This window comes from Citrobacter sp. MNAZ 1397, from assembly GCF_023613995.1.
In the GTDB taxonomy this organism is placed as follows: Bacteria; Pseudomonadota; Gammaproteobacteria; order Enterobacterales; family Enterobacteriaceae; genus Phytobacter; species Phytobacter ursingii.
On sequence record NZ_JAKIVH010000001.1, the window covers coordinates 2,886,217 to 2,901,108 of the forward strand.

14 protein-coding genes are annotated in these 14,892 nt (G+C 54.7%); 7 read left to right on the top strand and 7 right to left on the bottom strand.

The genetic code is table 11. The features are described 5' to 3' along the window. Window positions 1-35 precede the first annotated feature (35 nt). Window positions 36-737 (top strand): GNAT family N-acetyltransferase, encoded by a 702-nt coding sequence (locus L2097_RS13555; RefSeq protein WP_250353020.1) that lies wholly within the window; start codon window positions 36-38, stop codon window positions 735-737. On the opposite strand, the gene ykgO is transcribed toward L2097_RS13555, so the two are convergent. Continuing rightward, window positions 734-874, bottom strand: coding sequence for a type B 50S ribosomal protein L36 (ykgO, locus tag L2097_RS13560; protein ID WP_006818844.1), 141 nt, complete (start codon window positions 872-874; stop codon window positions 734-736). The genes L2097_RS13555 and ykgO overlap by 4 nt on opposite strands. A 3-nt stretch (window positions 875-877) precedes the next feature. Beyond that, window positions 878-1,138: a type B 50S ribosomal protein L31 gene (locus L2097_RS13565; RefSeq protein WP_041852470.1), complete on the bottom strand. Its 261-nt coding sequence runs from the start codon at window positions 1,136-1,138 to the stop codon at window positions 878-880. A 265-nt stretch (window positions 1,139-1,403) separates the two neighbouring features. Between L2097_RS13565 and L2097_RS13570 the strand changes: the two genes are divergently transcribed. Genes L2097_RS13570 through L2097_RS13585 form a run of 4 tightly spaced genes read left to right on the top strand, consistent with a single transcriptional unit; the run spans window position 1,404 to window position 4,710 of the window. Next, window positions 1,404-2,432 carry an isopenicillin N synthase family dioxygenase gene (locus L2097_RS13570; RefSeq protein WP_250353021.1) on the top strand — a complete coding sequence of 343 codons (1,029 nt, stop codon included), beginning with the start codon at window positions 1,404-1,406 and terminating at the stop codon, window positions 2,430-2,432. A 27-nt stretch (window positions 2,433-2,459) separates the two neighbouring features. Further along, entirely contained in the window at window positions 2,460-3,266 is an 807-nt protein-coding gene (locus tag L2097_RS13575; protein ID WP_041852472.1) for a MetQ/NlpA family ABC transporter substrate-binding protein, read from the top strand. Further along, complete coding sequence (locus L2097_RS13580; RefSeq protein WP_142516400.1) at window positions 3,263-4,054, top strand: methionine ABC transporter ATP-binding protein; 792 nt, start codon at window positions 3,263-3,265, stop codon at window positions 4,052-4,054. The genes L2097_RS13575 and L2097_RS13580 overlap by 4 nt, the downstream gene beginning before the upstream one ends. Beyond that, window positions 4,051-4,710, top strand: a complete 660-nt coding sequence (locus L2097_RS13585; RefSeq protein ID WP_167337918.1) for a methionine ABC transporter permease — start codon at window positions 4,051-4,053, stop codon at window positions 4,708-4,710. Before L2097_RS13580 ends, L2097_RS13585 begins: the two co-directional genes overlap by 4 nt. Window position 4,711: 1 nt before the next feature. On the opposite strand, the gene L2097_RS13590 is transcribed toward L2097_RS13585, so the two are convergent. Further along, window positions 4,712-6,079: a PTS transporter subunit EIIC gene (locus L2097_RS13590; RefSeq protein WP_250353022.1), complete on the bottom strand. Its 1,368-nt coding sequence runs from the start codon at window positions 6,077-6,079 to the stop codon at window positions 4,712-4,714. 277 nt (window positions 6,080-6,356) lie between these two features. On the opposite strand from L2097_RS13590, the gene L2097_RS13595 reads away from it, so the two are divergent. Next, on the top strand, window positions 6,357-7,556 hold the full coding sequence (locus L2097_RS13595; RefSeq protein ID WP_250353023.1) for an enolase C-terminal domain-like protein: 1,200 nt from the start codon (window positions 6,357-6,359) through the stop codon (window positions 7,554-7,556). A 1-nt stretch (window position 7,557) separates the two neighbouring features. On the opposite strand, the gene L2097_RS13600 is transcribed toward L2097_RS13595, so the two are convergent. After that, window positions 7,558-8,274, bottom strand: coding sequence for a GntR family transcriptional regulator (locus L2097_RS13600; RefSeq protein ID WP_047371558.1), 717 nt, complete (start codon window positions 8,272-8,274; stop codon window positions 7,558-7,560). Window positions 8,275-8,373: 99 nt separating this feature from the next. Here L2097_RS13600 and pdeB point away from each other — a divergent pair, with 99 nt between their 5' ends. Next, window positions 8,374-9,933, top strand: coding sequence for a cyclic di-3',5'-guanosine monophosphate phosphodiesterase PdeB (pdeB, locus tag L2097_RS13605; RefSeq protein WP_085006848.1), 1,560 nt, complete (start codon window positions 8,374-8,376; stop codon window positions 9,931-9,933). A 192-nt stretch (window positions 9,934-10,125) separates the two neighbouring features. Here the strand turns inward: pdeB and L2097_RS13610 are convergent, their stop codons facing one another. From L2097_RS13610 to L2097_RS13620, 3 genes are all read right to left on the bottom strand, one after another. Then, window positions 10,126-10,479 carry a DUF1428 domain-containing protein gene (locus tag L2097_RS13610; RefSeq protein ID WP_250353170.1) on the bottom strand — a complete coding sequence of 118 codons (354 nt, stop codon included), beginning with the start codon at window positions 10,477-10,479 and terminating at the stop codon, window positions 10,126-10,128. A gap of 62 nt (window positions 10,480-10,541) precedes the next feature. Beyond that, window positions 10,542-13,616, bottom strand: a complete 3,075-nt coding sequence (locus L2097_RS13615; RefSeq protein ID WP_250353024.1) for a beta-galactosidase — start codon at window positions 13,614-13,616, stop codon at window positions 10,542-10,544. Window positions 13,617-13,721: 105 nt separating this feature from the next. Further along, on the bottom strand, window positions 13,722-14,804 hold the full coding sequence (locus L2097_RS13620; protein ID WP_229220301.1) for a LacI family DNA-binding transcriptional regulator: 1,083 nt from the start codon (window positions 14,802-14,804) through the stop codon (window positions 13,722-13,724). Between the last annotated feature and the right edge of the window lie 88 nt (window positions 14,805-14,892).

Below are 14,892 nucleotides of genomic sequence, written 5' to 3' on the forward strand. Positions count from 1 at the left end.
ATTTTACGCTCGGTGAATTGCAAAGAGGAGCCACTATGAGTCAACTGAATCAATACGGACAACCCGTGGGCGATGCCCTCCCAGACTGGCAGCCCCGCCCTTTTCCTGAACGTGTGACGCTTGAGGGGCAATATTGTCGCCTGGAACCCCTGAGGGTCGAACACGCACCGGCACTGTTTGCCGCCCATCGTCTGGCCGGAGATGGCAGTAGCTGGACATGGCTGCTGCGTGAACCGGAAAATGACGCCGAAGCATTCGCCGCATGGGTAACAAGCGTCTGTGAATTAAAGGACCCTCTTCATTTCACGGTCATAGATAACCGGACTCAGTCGCCGGTTGGGACACTTGCGCTCATGCGTATTGATGCTGCCCATGGCGTCGTCGAGGTAGGCAGTGTGCATTTTTCTCCCCTGCTTATGCGCACCCGCGCCTCTACCGAAGCGCAGTGGCTATTGATGCGTTATGCTCTGGAGACGCTGGGGTATCGCCGCTACGAATGGAAATGTAATAGCCTGAATGAACCATCCCGTCGTGCGGCACTTCGTCTGGGCTTTCAGTATGAAGGGCGATTTCGTCAGGCGCAGGTTCTGAAAGGACGCAATCGCGATACCGACTGGTTTTCCGTGATTGATAGCGAATGGCCGCGCCTGGATAACGCGTTTCGACAGTGGCTTGCCGCCGGAAATTTCATTGCCGACGGCAAACAGTTGCAATCCCTTGAGAGCCTGCGCAGTTAACGTTTTTTCTTTCTTCCCTGCACCGCTTTAAAACGCGGATTAGATTTGCAAATCACGTACAAACGCCCCTTGCGCTTCACTATCTGGCAGTCAGGGTGGCGTTGTTTCGCACTGCGTAACGAGTTCAGTACTTGCATGAATTAACCTCTTTTCGTGCCAATAAAACGCCCGTAACGCTGCTGGAAACGCGCCGCGCTTCCCTCATTGCCCACCACTTTCTGTTTACCGGTGTAATACGGGTGAGAAACAGACGAGACGTCAATGGTCACGTAAGGGTATGTCACGCCTTCCAGCTCAATCTCGCGATCGGTTTTGATGGTCGAGCCAACTTTGAAATATTCGTTTGCGCTGGTGTCGTGAAACACCACCGTGCGGTAGTGCGGATGGATATCAGGTTTCATTTTGCTCTCACATGTATTGTTATAACATAACAAAAGTGTAGCGAAATTCTTTTCCCTAAGCAACGCCTGCGCCAAATGCATTTTTCGCAAAAGCAACGAACCCCGGACGGTCATAAATTAGAAAAGAACGTTATTGGTTGAATTCTTTGCCGTAAGGCAAGCTGGACCTAAATCACTTGTGAGGAAAGCATCATGATGCGCTGCTGTTGTGCCCAACCCCGGACTCTAAAAATTATCACCTGCGAACGCCTATTCGGAGAACACAATGAACGCGACAACCTTACCCATCCTCAATCTGGCCCACTACTTCAATCCCGCTGAACGGGATGCTTTCCTTGAGCAACTGCGCACAAGCGCACGTGATATCGGTTTTTTTTACCTCATTAACCATGGCGTGAATGACGACCTGCAGCGTGCCGTTCAGCGCGAAGCCCGCCGCTTTTTTGCCCTCAGCGACACGCAAAAACAGCAGGTGGCGATGATTCACTCCCCCCATTTTCGCGGCTACAACCGTGCGGCATCGGAAATCACCCGTGGCAAACCGGACTGGCGTGAACAGTTCGATATCGGTGCAGAAAGGCCGGAACTGCTGTTGAGCGACAGCGACCCACGCTGGCGGCGCTTGCAGGGCCCAAATTTATGGCCAGAGGAGCAGCCAGAACTGAAAACCACGTTACTCGACTGGCAAAAATCGATGACCGAGATGGCCATTGTGCTGCTGCGTGCCTTTGCCGAAGCCCTGCACCTGCCGGCTAACGCCTTCGACGCACTGTATGGCGACAAACCTAATGAACATATCAAGCTGATTCGCTATCCCGGCCAGGAGAGCACGCAAGGCGACCAGGGCGTGGGCGCGCATAAGGATTCGGGGTTTCTGAGCTTCCTGCTCCAGGACGAGCAAAAAGGGCTGCAGGTTGAAGTCTCCCCCGATCGCTGGATCGACGCCGCACCGCTGCCAGGCAGTTTTGTCGTCAACATTGGCGAGTTGCTGGAGCTGGCCACCAATGGCTATCTGCGCGCCACGGTACACCGCGTGGTCTCGCCACCCGCGGGGCAAGATCGCCTGTCGATCGCTTTTTTCCTTGGCGCACAGCTGGATGCCGTGGTCCCCGTTTACGCCCTGCCGGAGGCGCTGGCGCGTGAAGCGCACGGGCCGGAGAGCGATCCGCACAATCCTCTCTTACGCGATGTTGGCTGGAACTACCTGAAAGGTCGCTTACGTTCGCACCCGGATGTCGCCGAGCGTTATTACCGCGATGTACTGCGTGAGCGCAGTGAACAATTGATCGTTTGACATCATAACAACACAGGAAAATACATCATGAAATATGCCGCTTTTAAACTGGCAGGGGTAGCGTTGTCTCTTTCTCTGGCCTGGGGTACTGCACAGGCAGAAGCACTGCGCATCGCAGCGGACCCGGTTCCGCATGCGGAAATCCTTAATTACGTCAAAAAACTGGATCCGAAACTGGATATCAAAATCGTTGAGCTGACCAGCGGCGCAAATGCCAATGAATTGCTGGCGAGTGGCGATGTGGATGCCAACTATTTCCAGCATGTGCCTTACCTGAAAAGCCAGGAAAAAGCGCTGGGTAAAACCTTTGCCGTCGCCGCCACGGTACACATCGAACCGCTGGGCATCTATTCGCATAAATACAAAGATTTTAAATCGGTCCCCGATGGCGCCACGGTCGCGGTCCCGAACAACGTCACCAACCTGAGCCGCGCGCTGTTCCTGCTGCAAAGCCAGGGGTTAATCAAACTGGATGCGAAATTTACCGATCCGGCCAGCACGCTGGCGACGCCGAAAGATATCGTTGAGAACCCGAAACACTTGAAGATCCTCGAAGTGGAATCCCCGCAGATCCCACGTTCGCTGGATGATGTCGCCCTGGCGGTGATCAACGGTAACTATGCGCTGGAAGCGGGTTTATCACCGGCCAAAGATGCGCTGGGGCTGGAGAGCGCGGAACATAACCCGTATGCCAATATCCTGGTGACCAATCCGTCTCTGGCTAATGACCCACGCATCAAAGAACTGGCCAAAGACCTCACCTCCCCCCAGGTGGCAGAGTTTATTCGTAAAACCTACAACGGCTCGGTGATCCCGGTTGCTCCTCAGTCATGATTGAGATTGACGGGCTGAGTAAAACCTATGCCGGAACAGGCCGACCGGCGCTGAACAACGTGTCGCTGCATGTCCCTAAGGGGGCTATTTATGGCATCCTGGGCCGCAGCGGCGCGGGGAAAAGCACCTTAATCCGTTGTCTGAATCTGCTGGAGCGGCCCACTACGGGCCGCATCATCGTCAACGGTAGCGACATTACACAACTGGATAAAGCCGGTCTGCGTGAGCATCGACTGCGCACAGGCATGATATTCCAGCATTTCAACTTGTTGCACGCGCGCACGGTGGCGGATAACGTCGCCGTTCCGCTGGAAATCGCCGGCGTGCCGAAACCGCTGCGCCATGCGCGCGTGGAAGAGCTATTGCATCTGGTGGGTCTGAGCGATAAAGCCGATGCTTTTCCTTCGCAGCTTTCTGGTGGGCAGAAGCAGCGTGTCGGTATCGCGCGGGCGCTGGCGGCAAGGCCGGACGTGCTGTTGTGCGATGAAGCCACCAGCGCGCTGGATCCGGAAACCACCGCGTCTGTCCTGGCACTGCTGGCTGACATTAACCAGAAGCTGAATTTAACCATTGTCCTGATTACCCACGAGCTGGACGTTGTAAAAACCCTCTGCGATCACGCTGCGTTGCTGGAAAACGGCGAAGTACGGGAGAGCGGGAAAATCGCCGATCTGCTGACTGCGCCGTGGTCAAAACTGCGCCATGCGCTATTACACGATCCGCAGGCTGAGCAGGATTTCCTTGCCCGCCACGGTTTTAACGGGAGGCCTTTATGCGGGGTAGCATGAGTTGGGAAGATCTCTGGCCGCTGCTGCTCAACGGCACGCTGGAGACAGTATACATGGTGGCCCTGGCGTCGCTGTTTACCGTGCTGATCGGCCTGCCACTGGGCGTCATTCTGTTTCTTTCTCGCCGTAACGGCCTGTTTCCCCTGCCACGCGTTAATGCGCTGCTGGGGGCTATCGTCAATTTTGGCCGTTCGTTACCCTTCATCGTACTGCTGATAGCGCTCATTCCCTTCACCCGACTGCTGATCGGCACCACCCTTGGCAGCACTGCCGCAATCGTGCCTATCACCCTTGGCGCGTTCCCTTTCTTTGCACGACTGACGGAAAGCGCGCTGGACGAGGTGGATTACGGACGCATCGAAGCCATTTTGTCGATGGGCGGTAACGTCTGGCATGTGATTGCGAAAGCCCTGCTGCCCGAAGCGCTGCCAACGCTACTCGCGGGGATCACACTTACGGTAGTGATGCTAATTGGCTTCTCATCCATGGCGGGGGTTATTGGCGGCGGCGGACTGGGCGATCTCGCTATTCGCTATGGCTATCAGCGTTTTAACGATCAAGTAATGGTGGGTACCGTGGTGATTTTACTGGCCATGGTGCAAGGGGTGCAGATGGCTGGCGATCGCCTGGTGCGCCGACTGGCGCACCGACGGTAGCTTATTTCGCTGCGTCTTTGCCGACCAGCACGGAGGTCAGCAGGAAGGAGAGCACCAGCGCCATCGCCACGCCTGAGAGCGCAAAGACGAAGTACGGGCCAATGTACGCAGGCAGGCTAAAGATGCTCGACAAAATGTAGCCATACAACCGCACGCCAAAGAAGGCAATAAACGCAGAGGCCAGGGAACTGGCCACCGTGGCGGCAATAAATGCCTTTTTGTAACGCGTCAGGACGCCAAACAGAGCGGGTTCCGTAATGCCCAACAGCGCGGAAATCGCCGCCGACAGGGTCACCGTTCTGTCCTGGCGGTTTTTACTTATCCGCCAGATGGCGAATGTCGAGCCGGCAATCGCCATATTCGCCATAAACATCATTGGCATCAGCATGTCGTAGCCATGTTCACTGAAGTTTTGCAGAGCGATGGGCGTCATAGCGTGATGCATACCGGTCAGAATGGCAACCGGACGAATGGCCCCCACCACCAGCCCGGCAAAACTGGCTGAAATACCAAAAAGTCCCTGAATAAAGAAGGCCAGCGCTTTCCCCAACCAGATCCCAATCGGCCCGATAATCACCAGCGCCGCCAGCGCCCCGAGGAATAAGGTCAACGTAGGCGTGAAGACCGTCTTTAATACGTCAGGCATTATCCTGTCCACCCAGCGGTGGATATAGCTCAGCGCCAGAATAGAGAAGATGACCGGAATCACGCTCGAGGCATAGTTAAACACCGAAACCGGTAGCGCGTTGAGTAGCCAGAAGGCGCTCACCGCCCCTTCCTGATGCGCCGCCAACGCTTTTGCGGCATCGATCAGTGAGGGATACATCAGACAGGCTGCAACTGCCGCCGCCAGATATTCATTGGTCTTGAAAATTTTTGCCGCCGAGACGGCCAGGAAAAACGGCAGGAAATAAAAGACACCGCTGGCGATCAAATCAATCACCACCACGGTGTCGCTTTTTGCCGAAACTACTTTCAGTGCTATCAGCCCGGCCAGCAGACCTTTAATCATCCCGGCACCGGCAATCGCAGGCACGATAGGGCCAAACACGCCGGATACAGTATCCATAAACATCGAGACCAGGCTTTTACGCCCTTTGGTATGCGTCTCGCCTTGCGGGGCTTTTCCCAGCACCGTCAGCATGTGCTCATACCAGCTATTGACCTTCGGCCCGATAACAATCTGAAACTGGTCGCTTTGCAGTTGCGCTCCCAGAACGCCTGGCAGTGCCTTAATGGCGCTCTGATCGACTTTATTATCATCAACAAGATCAAAACGTAAGCGCGTCATGCAGTGCCAGACATTATTGATATTATCCTGTCCACCCACCAGACGAATAATATTGGTGATGGCTTCTTGCGTCCCCATAAATGCTCCTGCAGGAATATTGTCGTTTTAATATCTGTAACAAAGGGTAGAGAAAGAGAGAAAACTAAACAAACCAATAAAACATGATACACATCACAAACCGCCAATACTAAGCAACGAAAATGACATAAAACGTAAAATTGGTATGGTTTTTAATTAAATTTAAAAAGAATAACTGACCAAAAAATTTATAAAAAAAACGGTTTACCTCGGTACAAAATTAAGGGGATGATAATACCCATTCCGGCATATCACTTCGCTGTAAAGGAGTCTCCTGGTGACGCCAACCCTCATTAAAAATATCGAATGTTTTATCACTCGCCCCGACAGACATAATCTGATTACCGTACGGGTGACCACCGATAAAGGCATCACCGGCCACGGCTGTGCTACCTTTCAGCAGCGCCCGCTGGCGGTCAAAACCATGGTCGATGAGTACCTGAAACCGTTGCTGATCGGGCGTGATGCCAACCATATCGAAGACCTCTGGCAGATGATGAACGTCAATGCCTACTGGCGAAACGGCCCGGTGATGAATAACGCCATCTCCGGCGTCGATATGGCACTGTGGGATATTAAAGGCCAGTTAGCCGATATGCCGCTGTATCAACTGCTGGGCGGGCAATCCCGGGATGCCATCGCCGCCTACAGCCATGCCAGCGGCGAAACGCTGGAGGAGCTCTTCGCCAGCGTAGACCGCCTGCGCGAACAGGGCTATCGCCATATTCGCTGCCAGCTGGGTTTTTACGGCGGTACGCCTGCGCAATTACATACGCCGGAAAACCCCACCCCCGGCGCCTGGTTCGATCAGCAAGAGTACATGGACAACACCGTTGCCATGTTCAGGGCGCTACGAGAAAAATACGGCTTCGGGCTGCATATTCTGCATGACGTACATGAACGTCTTTTTCCCCAGCAGGCAATACAACTGGCGAAGCAATTAGAGCCGTATCAGCCCTATTTCATTGAAGATATTTTACCGCCGCAGCAGAGTGCCTGGCTTGAACAGGTACGCCAGCATAGCTGCGTTCCGCTGGCGATGGGGGAACTCTTTAATAATCCGGCCGAATGGCATGATGTAATAGTGAACCGGCGCATCGATTTTATTCGTTGCCATATATCGCAAATCGGCGGCATTACCCCGGCATTAAAACTGGCTGTGCTGTGTCAGGCTTTTGGCGTGCGCCTTGCCTGGCATGGCCCGGGCGATATGTCCCCTATTGGGGTCGCGGTGAATACACATCTTAATATTCATCTGCATAACGCAGCCATTCAGGAGTATATTCCGCGCTCCGCAGAAACCGACAAGGTCTTTCCCGGCGCGCCGGTGGTAAAAGAGGGGTTTGTCTATGCGCCGCAAACATCAGGCATCGGCGTGACCTTTAACGAAGAGGAAGGCAGACGCTACCCGGTGGTTTACCGCCCACACGAATGGACGCAAAGCCGCCTGCCGGATGGCGCAATCCACACACCGTAAATCAGCCGTCGCCTTTGCGAAAGGCAAGGTTTTCCCGGTTATGCGGGATGACATAGGTGCAGGTGTAGTTAATGTCGATGATATCGCTGATTTCGTACACCCTGCCGCCTTCCAGGATCCCGCGATTACTGATGTGCATAGCCGGGCTGCCTTTTTTACAGCCCAGCAGCGCCGCCTGTTCACGACTAACATTCACGGCACGGTAGGTCGTCAGCATATGTGAGATCTGATACCCCTTGCCTAAGACATACTGTTGCAGTGAGCTCTCAATGATCTGTTGGTTCAGATCGGCAAAATCAGCAGCAGGCATACGCGAGATTTCAATTTGTACGGCCTCTTCATCCACAAAACGTAGTCGACAAAATTGCCAGATAAAGCTCTCTTCCGTCAGCCCAAAGATCTGCTGTTCATCGCGATCGGGACGTTTCTTATGCAGGCTGATCAGGCGAAAACGGATCTGATCGAAGCGCTTTTCAGTGATGGAGTTGTAGACCAGCGGGTTGTTGCGCGCCTGCTCGTTAATCCAGATCCCGGAACCTTGTACGATCCGCACGATGCCGATACTCGCCAGCTTTTCGACCGCCTGGCGGATGGTAAAACGGGAGACGCCATACTCTTCGGCTAACTGCCTTTCAGGGGGAAGTTTGCGCGGCCCGGATTCGTTATTTTGATAAATTTTACTTAAGAGATCCTGCGTCACAAATTCTTTTTTCTTCATCCCTGCAATTCCTGAAAGAAATCAAACATTGACGCGTGTTATAACACTTGCTGGTCTCAAATACGCTTGTTTCTCAGTATCAAACAGGGATTTTTGGTCATGACAAACCGACGATTAGTTAGCCTTATTACAGGTATACTGCTGTTCGCCGTTCTCTTGCCGGTGGCTTTAAGCGTCTGGCTGGCGCATCGCCAGGCTGAAGAGTCGTTTATGAACGAACTCAATACTTTCTCCGCATTAGTAAAAATGCGTGCTGACCGCGTGGTGAGCCAGGGGAAAACAGCCTTGCGCCAGCTGGAAACTTACGATGGTATTTCGTGTAGCCAGGATCACCTGCTGGCAATGCGACGTATCTCTTACACATTCCGTTATGTCCAGGAGGTCATTTACCTCGAAGGAACGGTTCCGCTTTGCTCGTCCCTGGAGAGAAACAGCAGCAGCGCGCCCTTTCCCGCGCCGCAGAGGGTCACTAAAGATGGTTTTCGCGCCTGGCTAACCAGCCATAACGATTTGGGTCTGACGCGTGCAATGGTCGGTCTTGGTACGCGTCGCTATATCGTGATTACCGACCCACTCTCTTTTATCGATGTGCTCTCCTATGGCCCATGGCCTATTAATATTGCGCTGGTCGGGACGAACAGCGGACGGGTGATTGCCAGCAGTCGCACGCTGGATCCGGATATGCTAAAGCAGATTGACCTCCATACTCCCACCCAAAAGCTTATCGGCGGCGAAGCGTGGAATACGTTGCAGGAGCCCGAACTGGGGGTAACTATTATTACCTGGGCGTCGCTGACACCGCTTAGGGAGAGCTGGCACCGATTATTGATCATCTGGGTGCCTGTTGGTTTGCTGCTGAGTCTGGTGCTGGCCTTCTTTTTATTGCGCATGCTGCGTCGCCTGGAATCACCGCAACACCGTATGCAGGACGCCATTCGCGCACGAGAAATTGAGATGTTCTACCAACCGATCGTGACGCTGGCTGACGGGAAAATTGTCGGTGCGGAAGCGCTGGCCCGCTGGCGACAAGCAGATGGCAGCTTCCTCGCGCCGGACACTTTCATTCCCCTGGCAGAACAAACGGGGCTGATGCCACAACTGACCAAAGTGATCATCGAAAAAGTCTTTGAGGATATGGGCCCCTGGCTACAGAAAAACCCGGATCTGCATGTTTCTATTAACCTTGAGCCTTCCGATCTTTTAACCCTGACGCTTCCGGCGCAATTACAGCAACTGAGCAATGACTGGCACATTTCGCCGTCACAAATCGCGCTGGAAGTGACCGAACATGGTTTTGCCGATCCCACGACCTGTATGCCCACCATCACAGCATTACGTGCGGCCGGACATGCCATCTATATCGACGATTTTGGTACGGGTTACTCCAGCCTCAGCTATCTGCAAAATCTGGATGTCGACATTATTAAAATCGATAAATCCTTTGTGGATGCGCTGGAATACAAAAACATGACTACGCATATCATCGAAATGGCCAAAGCGTTAAAGCTGGCGATGGTTGCCGAGGGTATCGAGACCGAAGGGCAACTCAAATGGCTTAGCGAACATGGCGTGCAGTACGGTCAAGGCTGGCTATACAGCAAAGCGCTGCCCAAAGACGCGTTTCTGTGCTGGGCAGAAAGCAACCGGAGTATTTCCTGAGTTTGTTACTTTTTAAACGGGGTTACGCATGGCATAGCGCAATGCAAAAGCCATTCTCGCCGCTGCATGATGTGCGCCACTGACTGGCCCCCTGCCGACATGGCTGCACATCCCGTGCGCCGGAGGGGGAGTGTTTCGTATTGCTGGCGATGTTATCTGCCGCGAGGCATTATTTATCCCGGTGCCTGAGGATTATTCGTCCAGCAACGGGGCAAAGCCACCATAAATCATGCGCTTGCTATCAAAAGGCATTTCATCTCCCAGCTCGCGCATCCGGGGATCAGCCATCATTTTTTGATTAGCGGCATCCCGAACTTCTTTAGACGGATATTCAATCCAGCTAAACACCACCTCTTCTTGATCTTCTGCTTTTACCGCACGGCGAAAGTCGGTGAAATTTCCGGCCGGAACATCGTCCGCCCAGCACTCGACAATCCGCGTTGCGCCAAACGCTTTAAACAGCGGGGCGGCCCTGGCCGCGAGTTGCAAATAAGCCTCCTTTTTATCTGCTGGAACCGCCACCACGAACCCGTCGACATACTTCATGAGTGAGTCTCCGAAGTGAACCGCGCAGCGGGACGATTCCCGCTGCGTCTGGCTCATTAAGTTTAGCCCTGAGACCAAGAGAAGGTATAACGCACAATATCGTCACTGAGGATAAATTCCGGGGAAACACTCGGGCTCCAGGAGTCGTCGCCCCCCAGCCCCATATGAAACGCATCAAGCTGTAACCAGCAGCCGTCCTCTTCGCGCAGTAAATGGCAGTGGGAGGTTTCCCTTAATTGCTCCTGACTGTAGCGACTCAGGGAAAAGTGGAACTTACCGTTCAGACGATGAGCGCCATAATTTACCTCCCGCGTGTCACAACGCAGGCCGTTTTCGGTCGGGAAAATATAGTCCGTATGTAATTGAGATAGCGGCAATGTCCAGCGCCCCTGACGCGCGGCCAGTTTGCGATCCGGGTAGTTTTCGTGCGGCCCAAGTCCCAGCCAACTGACCTGCTCTGCAACCTCAGCAAACTGACATTGCAAGCCGATACGCGCGGGCGGCGGCGCGTCCAGATTGCGTTGCACCTGAATGTCGCCATGCAGAACGCCATCGCCAGCCACTCGCCAGATTTTCTCGCTGATAAACAGCGTCCGTCCGTCATGCTGCCAGGCATGGCGCGTGGCGATGACCACATCCTGGGCATTTTCCAGCGCGTCGCACTGCAACAGTACGGGCGTCAGGTCATACATTCCCGCCGCTTTCCAGCGCTCTACCCACGCGTTGGGATCGATGCGCGTGGCCTCGCTGACGCCGATATCATTATCCAGCGGAGCGCGGGTAAAGTTATCAAGTACCGGGGCAAGGAGTGTGGGCTGCCCATCACGCCACCATTGCGACAGATGGCCACTCGTCCGGCAGAATTGCCAGCGATGGCTCCCCTGCTCAACCACGAAATGTGTATCGTCAATCTGCAACGTGGGCCGCGGGTGTATGGCTCTTTCTGCGGGTAATGCGAGTGCCGTCGGCAGTTGCCACTGATCCCAGGCACAGCGATGCTGTGCGGGTGACCAGCTTGTCGCTTCGCGCTGAAAGATATCCACATTCAGCCAGACTGCGCCGGTCCGGGCGGGCAAAGGCGGGCAGTTGAGTTCAATACGTTGGGTTCCCTGCGGGGCAATCGCCAGCGCTATTTCCCCTTGAGCCAGCTCTTCCCCATCACGGGTGACAGACCATCGCAGAACTTCGTTATCCGTCGGACGGAATAAATACTCACTCGTGACATCGATCGCCAGCGGTGAAGTACCGACCAGCTGAAACTGGAAAAATTGCTGGGCGCGTTGCGCTTCATAAAGCGCCGGGTGCGGCGTTCTGTCCGGGAAGACCAGCCCATTCATGCAGAACTGCCTGTCATTCGGCGTATCGCCGAAATCGCCGCCATAGGCCCAGAATGGCTCACCTTGTTCACCGATTTTGGTCAGTGCCTGGTCAACCCAGTCCCAGACAAAACCACCCTGCAGGCGAGGATAAGCGCGAAAAGCCTGCCAGTATTTCGCAAACCCGCCAAAGCTGTTGCCCATGGCATGGGCATATTCGCAAAGGATCAGCGGACGGTTTTCATCCGGCATGCCGACCCACTTTTTGATTGACCATTTCGGTACTGCCGGGAACGGTTGATCCTGATCGACGCGGGCGTACATCGGACAGACAATGTCCGTTGCCGCAGTATTGGCGCCGCCACCTTCATATTGCACCGGACGCGTTGGATCGGTGGTTTTCACCCAACGGTAGAGCGCGTCATGCGTCGCGCCATGGCCGGATTCATTCCCCAGTGACCAGATGATGACCGACGGATGGTTGCGATCGCGCTGCACCATGCGGGTCACACGCTCGCTCATTGCCGGCAGCCATTGCGGATCATCCGCCAGACGGCTCATCGGCACCATGCCGTGCGTTTCAATGTTCGCTTCATCCACCACATACAGCCCGTATTGATCGCACAGGCGATACCACAGCGGATGGTTCGGGTAGTGCGAACAGCGTACAGCATTGAAATTATGCTGCTTCATCAGCTCGATATCACGGCGCATCGTGGCTTCATCAATCGCCTGCCCTTTTTCCGGATGATGTTCATGGCGGTTGACCCCACGGATCAGCAGCGGCTGCCCGTTCAGTTTCAACAACCCCTCGCTGATCTCAACATGGCGGAAGCCCACATCGCACGCTTCCACTTCCAGAAGATGGTTCTCACCGTCATACAGCGCCATCGTCAACCGATACAATTCAGGGGTTTCCGCGCTCCACAGTAACGGCCGCTCAACGGGCATCGTCACGCTTACGCGTTCGGCCCAGGCTCCGCGCTCATCAACCACGGCACCCCCCGGCTTCTGGCTGGCCTCAGCGATTTTTTCTTCCCCACGCCACAGGGCGACGACCACCTGGCAATCAGCATACTCCCCGGCGAGCGCTACCTCCGTATGCAATTGCGCGTGGGTAAATGACGCATTGAGGTGGGTGGTGTAGTGATAATTGGCGATACGGGTATGGGGTTTATGTTGTAGGGAGACGTCACGGAAAATGCCGCTCATTCGCCACATATCCTGGTCTTCAAGGTAACTGCCATCGCACCAGCGTAGTACCATAACCGCCAGGCGGTTTTCTCCGGCCACCAGCACGTTGCTCAGATCAAATTCCGCGGGCAGGCGACTATCCTGGGAATAACCGACCCACTGACCGTTACACCAGAGATAAAACGCGGAGTTAACCCCGTCAAAGACAATCCGCGTCTGCCCGTTCGCCAGCCACTGTTCATCAATATGGAATGTGAGCGAGTAACAACCGGTCGGATTTTCCTGTGGTACAAACGGCGGATATACCGCTATCGGATAGGTGACGTTGGTGTAAATGGGTGTATCAAAACCCTGCATCTGCCAGTTTGACGGCACGGGTATGCGCACGGCATCGGCAAGATCGGCAGCGATCCAGCTTTCCGGTACGGACTCGGGCGACGAGAAAAAGTTAAACTGCCAGTCGCCGTTGAGTAAACGACGGGTTGTCGGCACCTCGCCATGAAGCGCTTCGCCCACATCCCTCCAGCTAAACATTGGCGCATGCGCCGGTAAACGGTGCCAGTGCGTGATGACGGGGTTTTCCCAGTCCCGACGAGAGAATAACGAACTTAACGCGGAAACAGACATATTGACCTCATTTTGCGAAGCGCTCACAATTTTATGCACAATGCACCTAATCGATACTGGCGTAAAGGATTTACGTGCGTCAAAGCGAAAAGGATCACAAAAGATTTAACGACGATCGAGCAGTGCGGCGAGTTGTGCCAGCTCTTTCAGTCGTCTGGCCAGCGTTTCGCCGCTGACATTTATTGATGAAACCGGCGAGGTCGAGGCCCGCTCCACCAGTGTCACTGGCAACAACGTCTGGCTCATCGCCGTATCTTCACCGGAAAGGCGTGCAAGAACCCACTCCACGCTACGCTCGCCCGCAATTTTGAACGCCTGATGAATGGTCGTGAGCGGCGGTGAATACCAGGCGCTGTCAGCCGTATCATCATAACCGACCACTGAAATCTGGCCCGGTACAGTTAAGCCCCGCTCCGCACAGACACGAATCACGCCAAGGGCCATTTGATCGTTCGCAACAAGGATAGCCTGCGGTGGCGTATCTGCCGCCAGAAGCAGATGCCCTTTTTCATAGCCGGACGCCGCACTCCAGTCGCCGTATTCACAGCCACAGGGCGATAATCCCGACTCTTCCAGCGCCGCCAGCCATCCTGACATTCTTGCCCTTGCAGAGACCGATGTTTGCGGCCCTCCCAATAACGCAATGCGCAGATGCCCCTGTCCAAGCAAATGCGCGGCACCAAGCCTTGCCCCCTGGTCAGCATCAAAAATAAGACTGTTGACGGCCGCCGTTTCACTAACATCAAGAAAGAGAACAGGAACCGGGCCTGCAAGCGCCGATAAGGCCTCAGCCTGTTCATCATCCAGCGGGACGTTAACCAGCAGCCCATCAACCCGTTGAGCCAGGAGATCCTGCAATGCGGCGGTACATCCGCGTGCGTCCAGCTCTTCCGGCATCGAAATGATCACATTCACGCCGGATTGGGTGGCACGGGATTTCACCGCCGAGGCAATTTGAGAGGGGGCATGCAGGGCCAGGTCGGAAGTCAGCAGCCCCAGCGTTTTGGTCCGTTTCCCCGCCAGTTGCTGCGCACCGCGATTAGGGATGTAGTGCAGCTCCGCCATCGCCGCCAGCACTTTGTCCCGCGTGCGCGTCGACACATGCTCGCCCTGATTGATAACGCGCGAAACGGTTTGGTAAGAGACCCCGGCAAGGCGGGCGACATCATAGAGCGTAATGGTTTTCATGGCACTCATCTGGCGACGGATTTCGCGTCAGTGTACCCGATTACGCCAGCAACTGTTATGCAGGCGAACGAAATGCCAGCAAAGCCGT

Excerpts from the sequence above, each read along its gene's own strand:
- L2097_RS13555 (WP_250353020.1), top strand. The coding sequence starts at position 36 with ATGAGTCAACTGAATCAATACGGACAACCCGTGGGCGATGCCCTCCCA.
- ykgO (WP_006818844.1), bottom strand. The coding sequence starts at position 874 with ATGCAAGTACTGAACTCGTTACGCAGTGCGAAACAACGCCACCCTGAC.
- L2097_RS13565 (WP_041852470.1), bottom strand. The coding sequence starts at position 1,138 with ATGAAACCTGATATCCATCCGCACTACCGCACGGTGGTGTTTCACGAC.
- L2097_RS13570 (WP_250353021.1), top strand. The coding sequence starts at position 1,404 with ATGAACGCGACAACCTTACCCATCCTCAATCTGGCCCACTACTTCAAT.
- L2097_RS13575 (WP_041852472.1), top strand. The coding sequence starts at position 2,460 with ATGAAATATGCCGCTTTTAAACTGGCAGGGGTAGCGTTGTCTCTTTCT.
- L2097_RS13580 (WP_142516400.1), top strand. The coding sequence starts at position 3,263 with ATGATTGAGATTGACGGGCTGAGTAAAACCTATGCCGGAACAGGCCGA.
- L2097_RS13585 (WP_167337918.1), top strand. The coding sequence starts at position 4,051 with ATGAGTTGGGAAGATCTCTGGCCGCTGCTGCTCAACGGCACGCTGGAG.
- L2097_RS13590 (WP_250353022.1), bottom strand. The coding sequence starts at position 6,079 with ATGGGGACGCAAGAAGCCATCACCAATATTATTCGTCTGGTGGGTGGA.
- L2097_RS13600 (WP_047371558.1), bottom strand. The coding sequence starts at position 8,274 with ATGAAGAAAAAAGAATTTGTGACGCAGGATCTCTTAAGTAAAATTTAT.
- pdeB (WP_085006848.1), top strand. The coding sequence starts at position 8,374 with ATGACAAACCGACGATTAGTTAGCCTTATTACAGGTATACTGCTGTTC.
- L2097_RS13610 (WP_250353170.1), bottom strand. The coding sequence starts at position 10,479 with ATGAAGTATGTCGACGGGTTCGTGGTGGCGGTTCCAGCAGATAAAAAG.
- L2097_RS13615 (WP_250353024.1), bottom strand. The coding sequence starts at position 13,616 with ATGTCTGTTTCCGCGTTAAGTTCGTTATTCTCTCGTCGGGACTGGGAA.
- L2097_RS13620 (WP_229220301.1), bottom strand. The coding sequence starts at position 14,804 with ATGAAAACCATTACGCTCTATGATGTCGCCCGCCTTGCCGGGGTCTCT.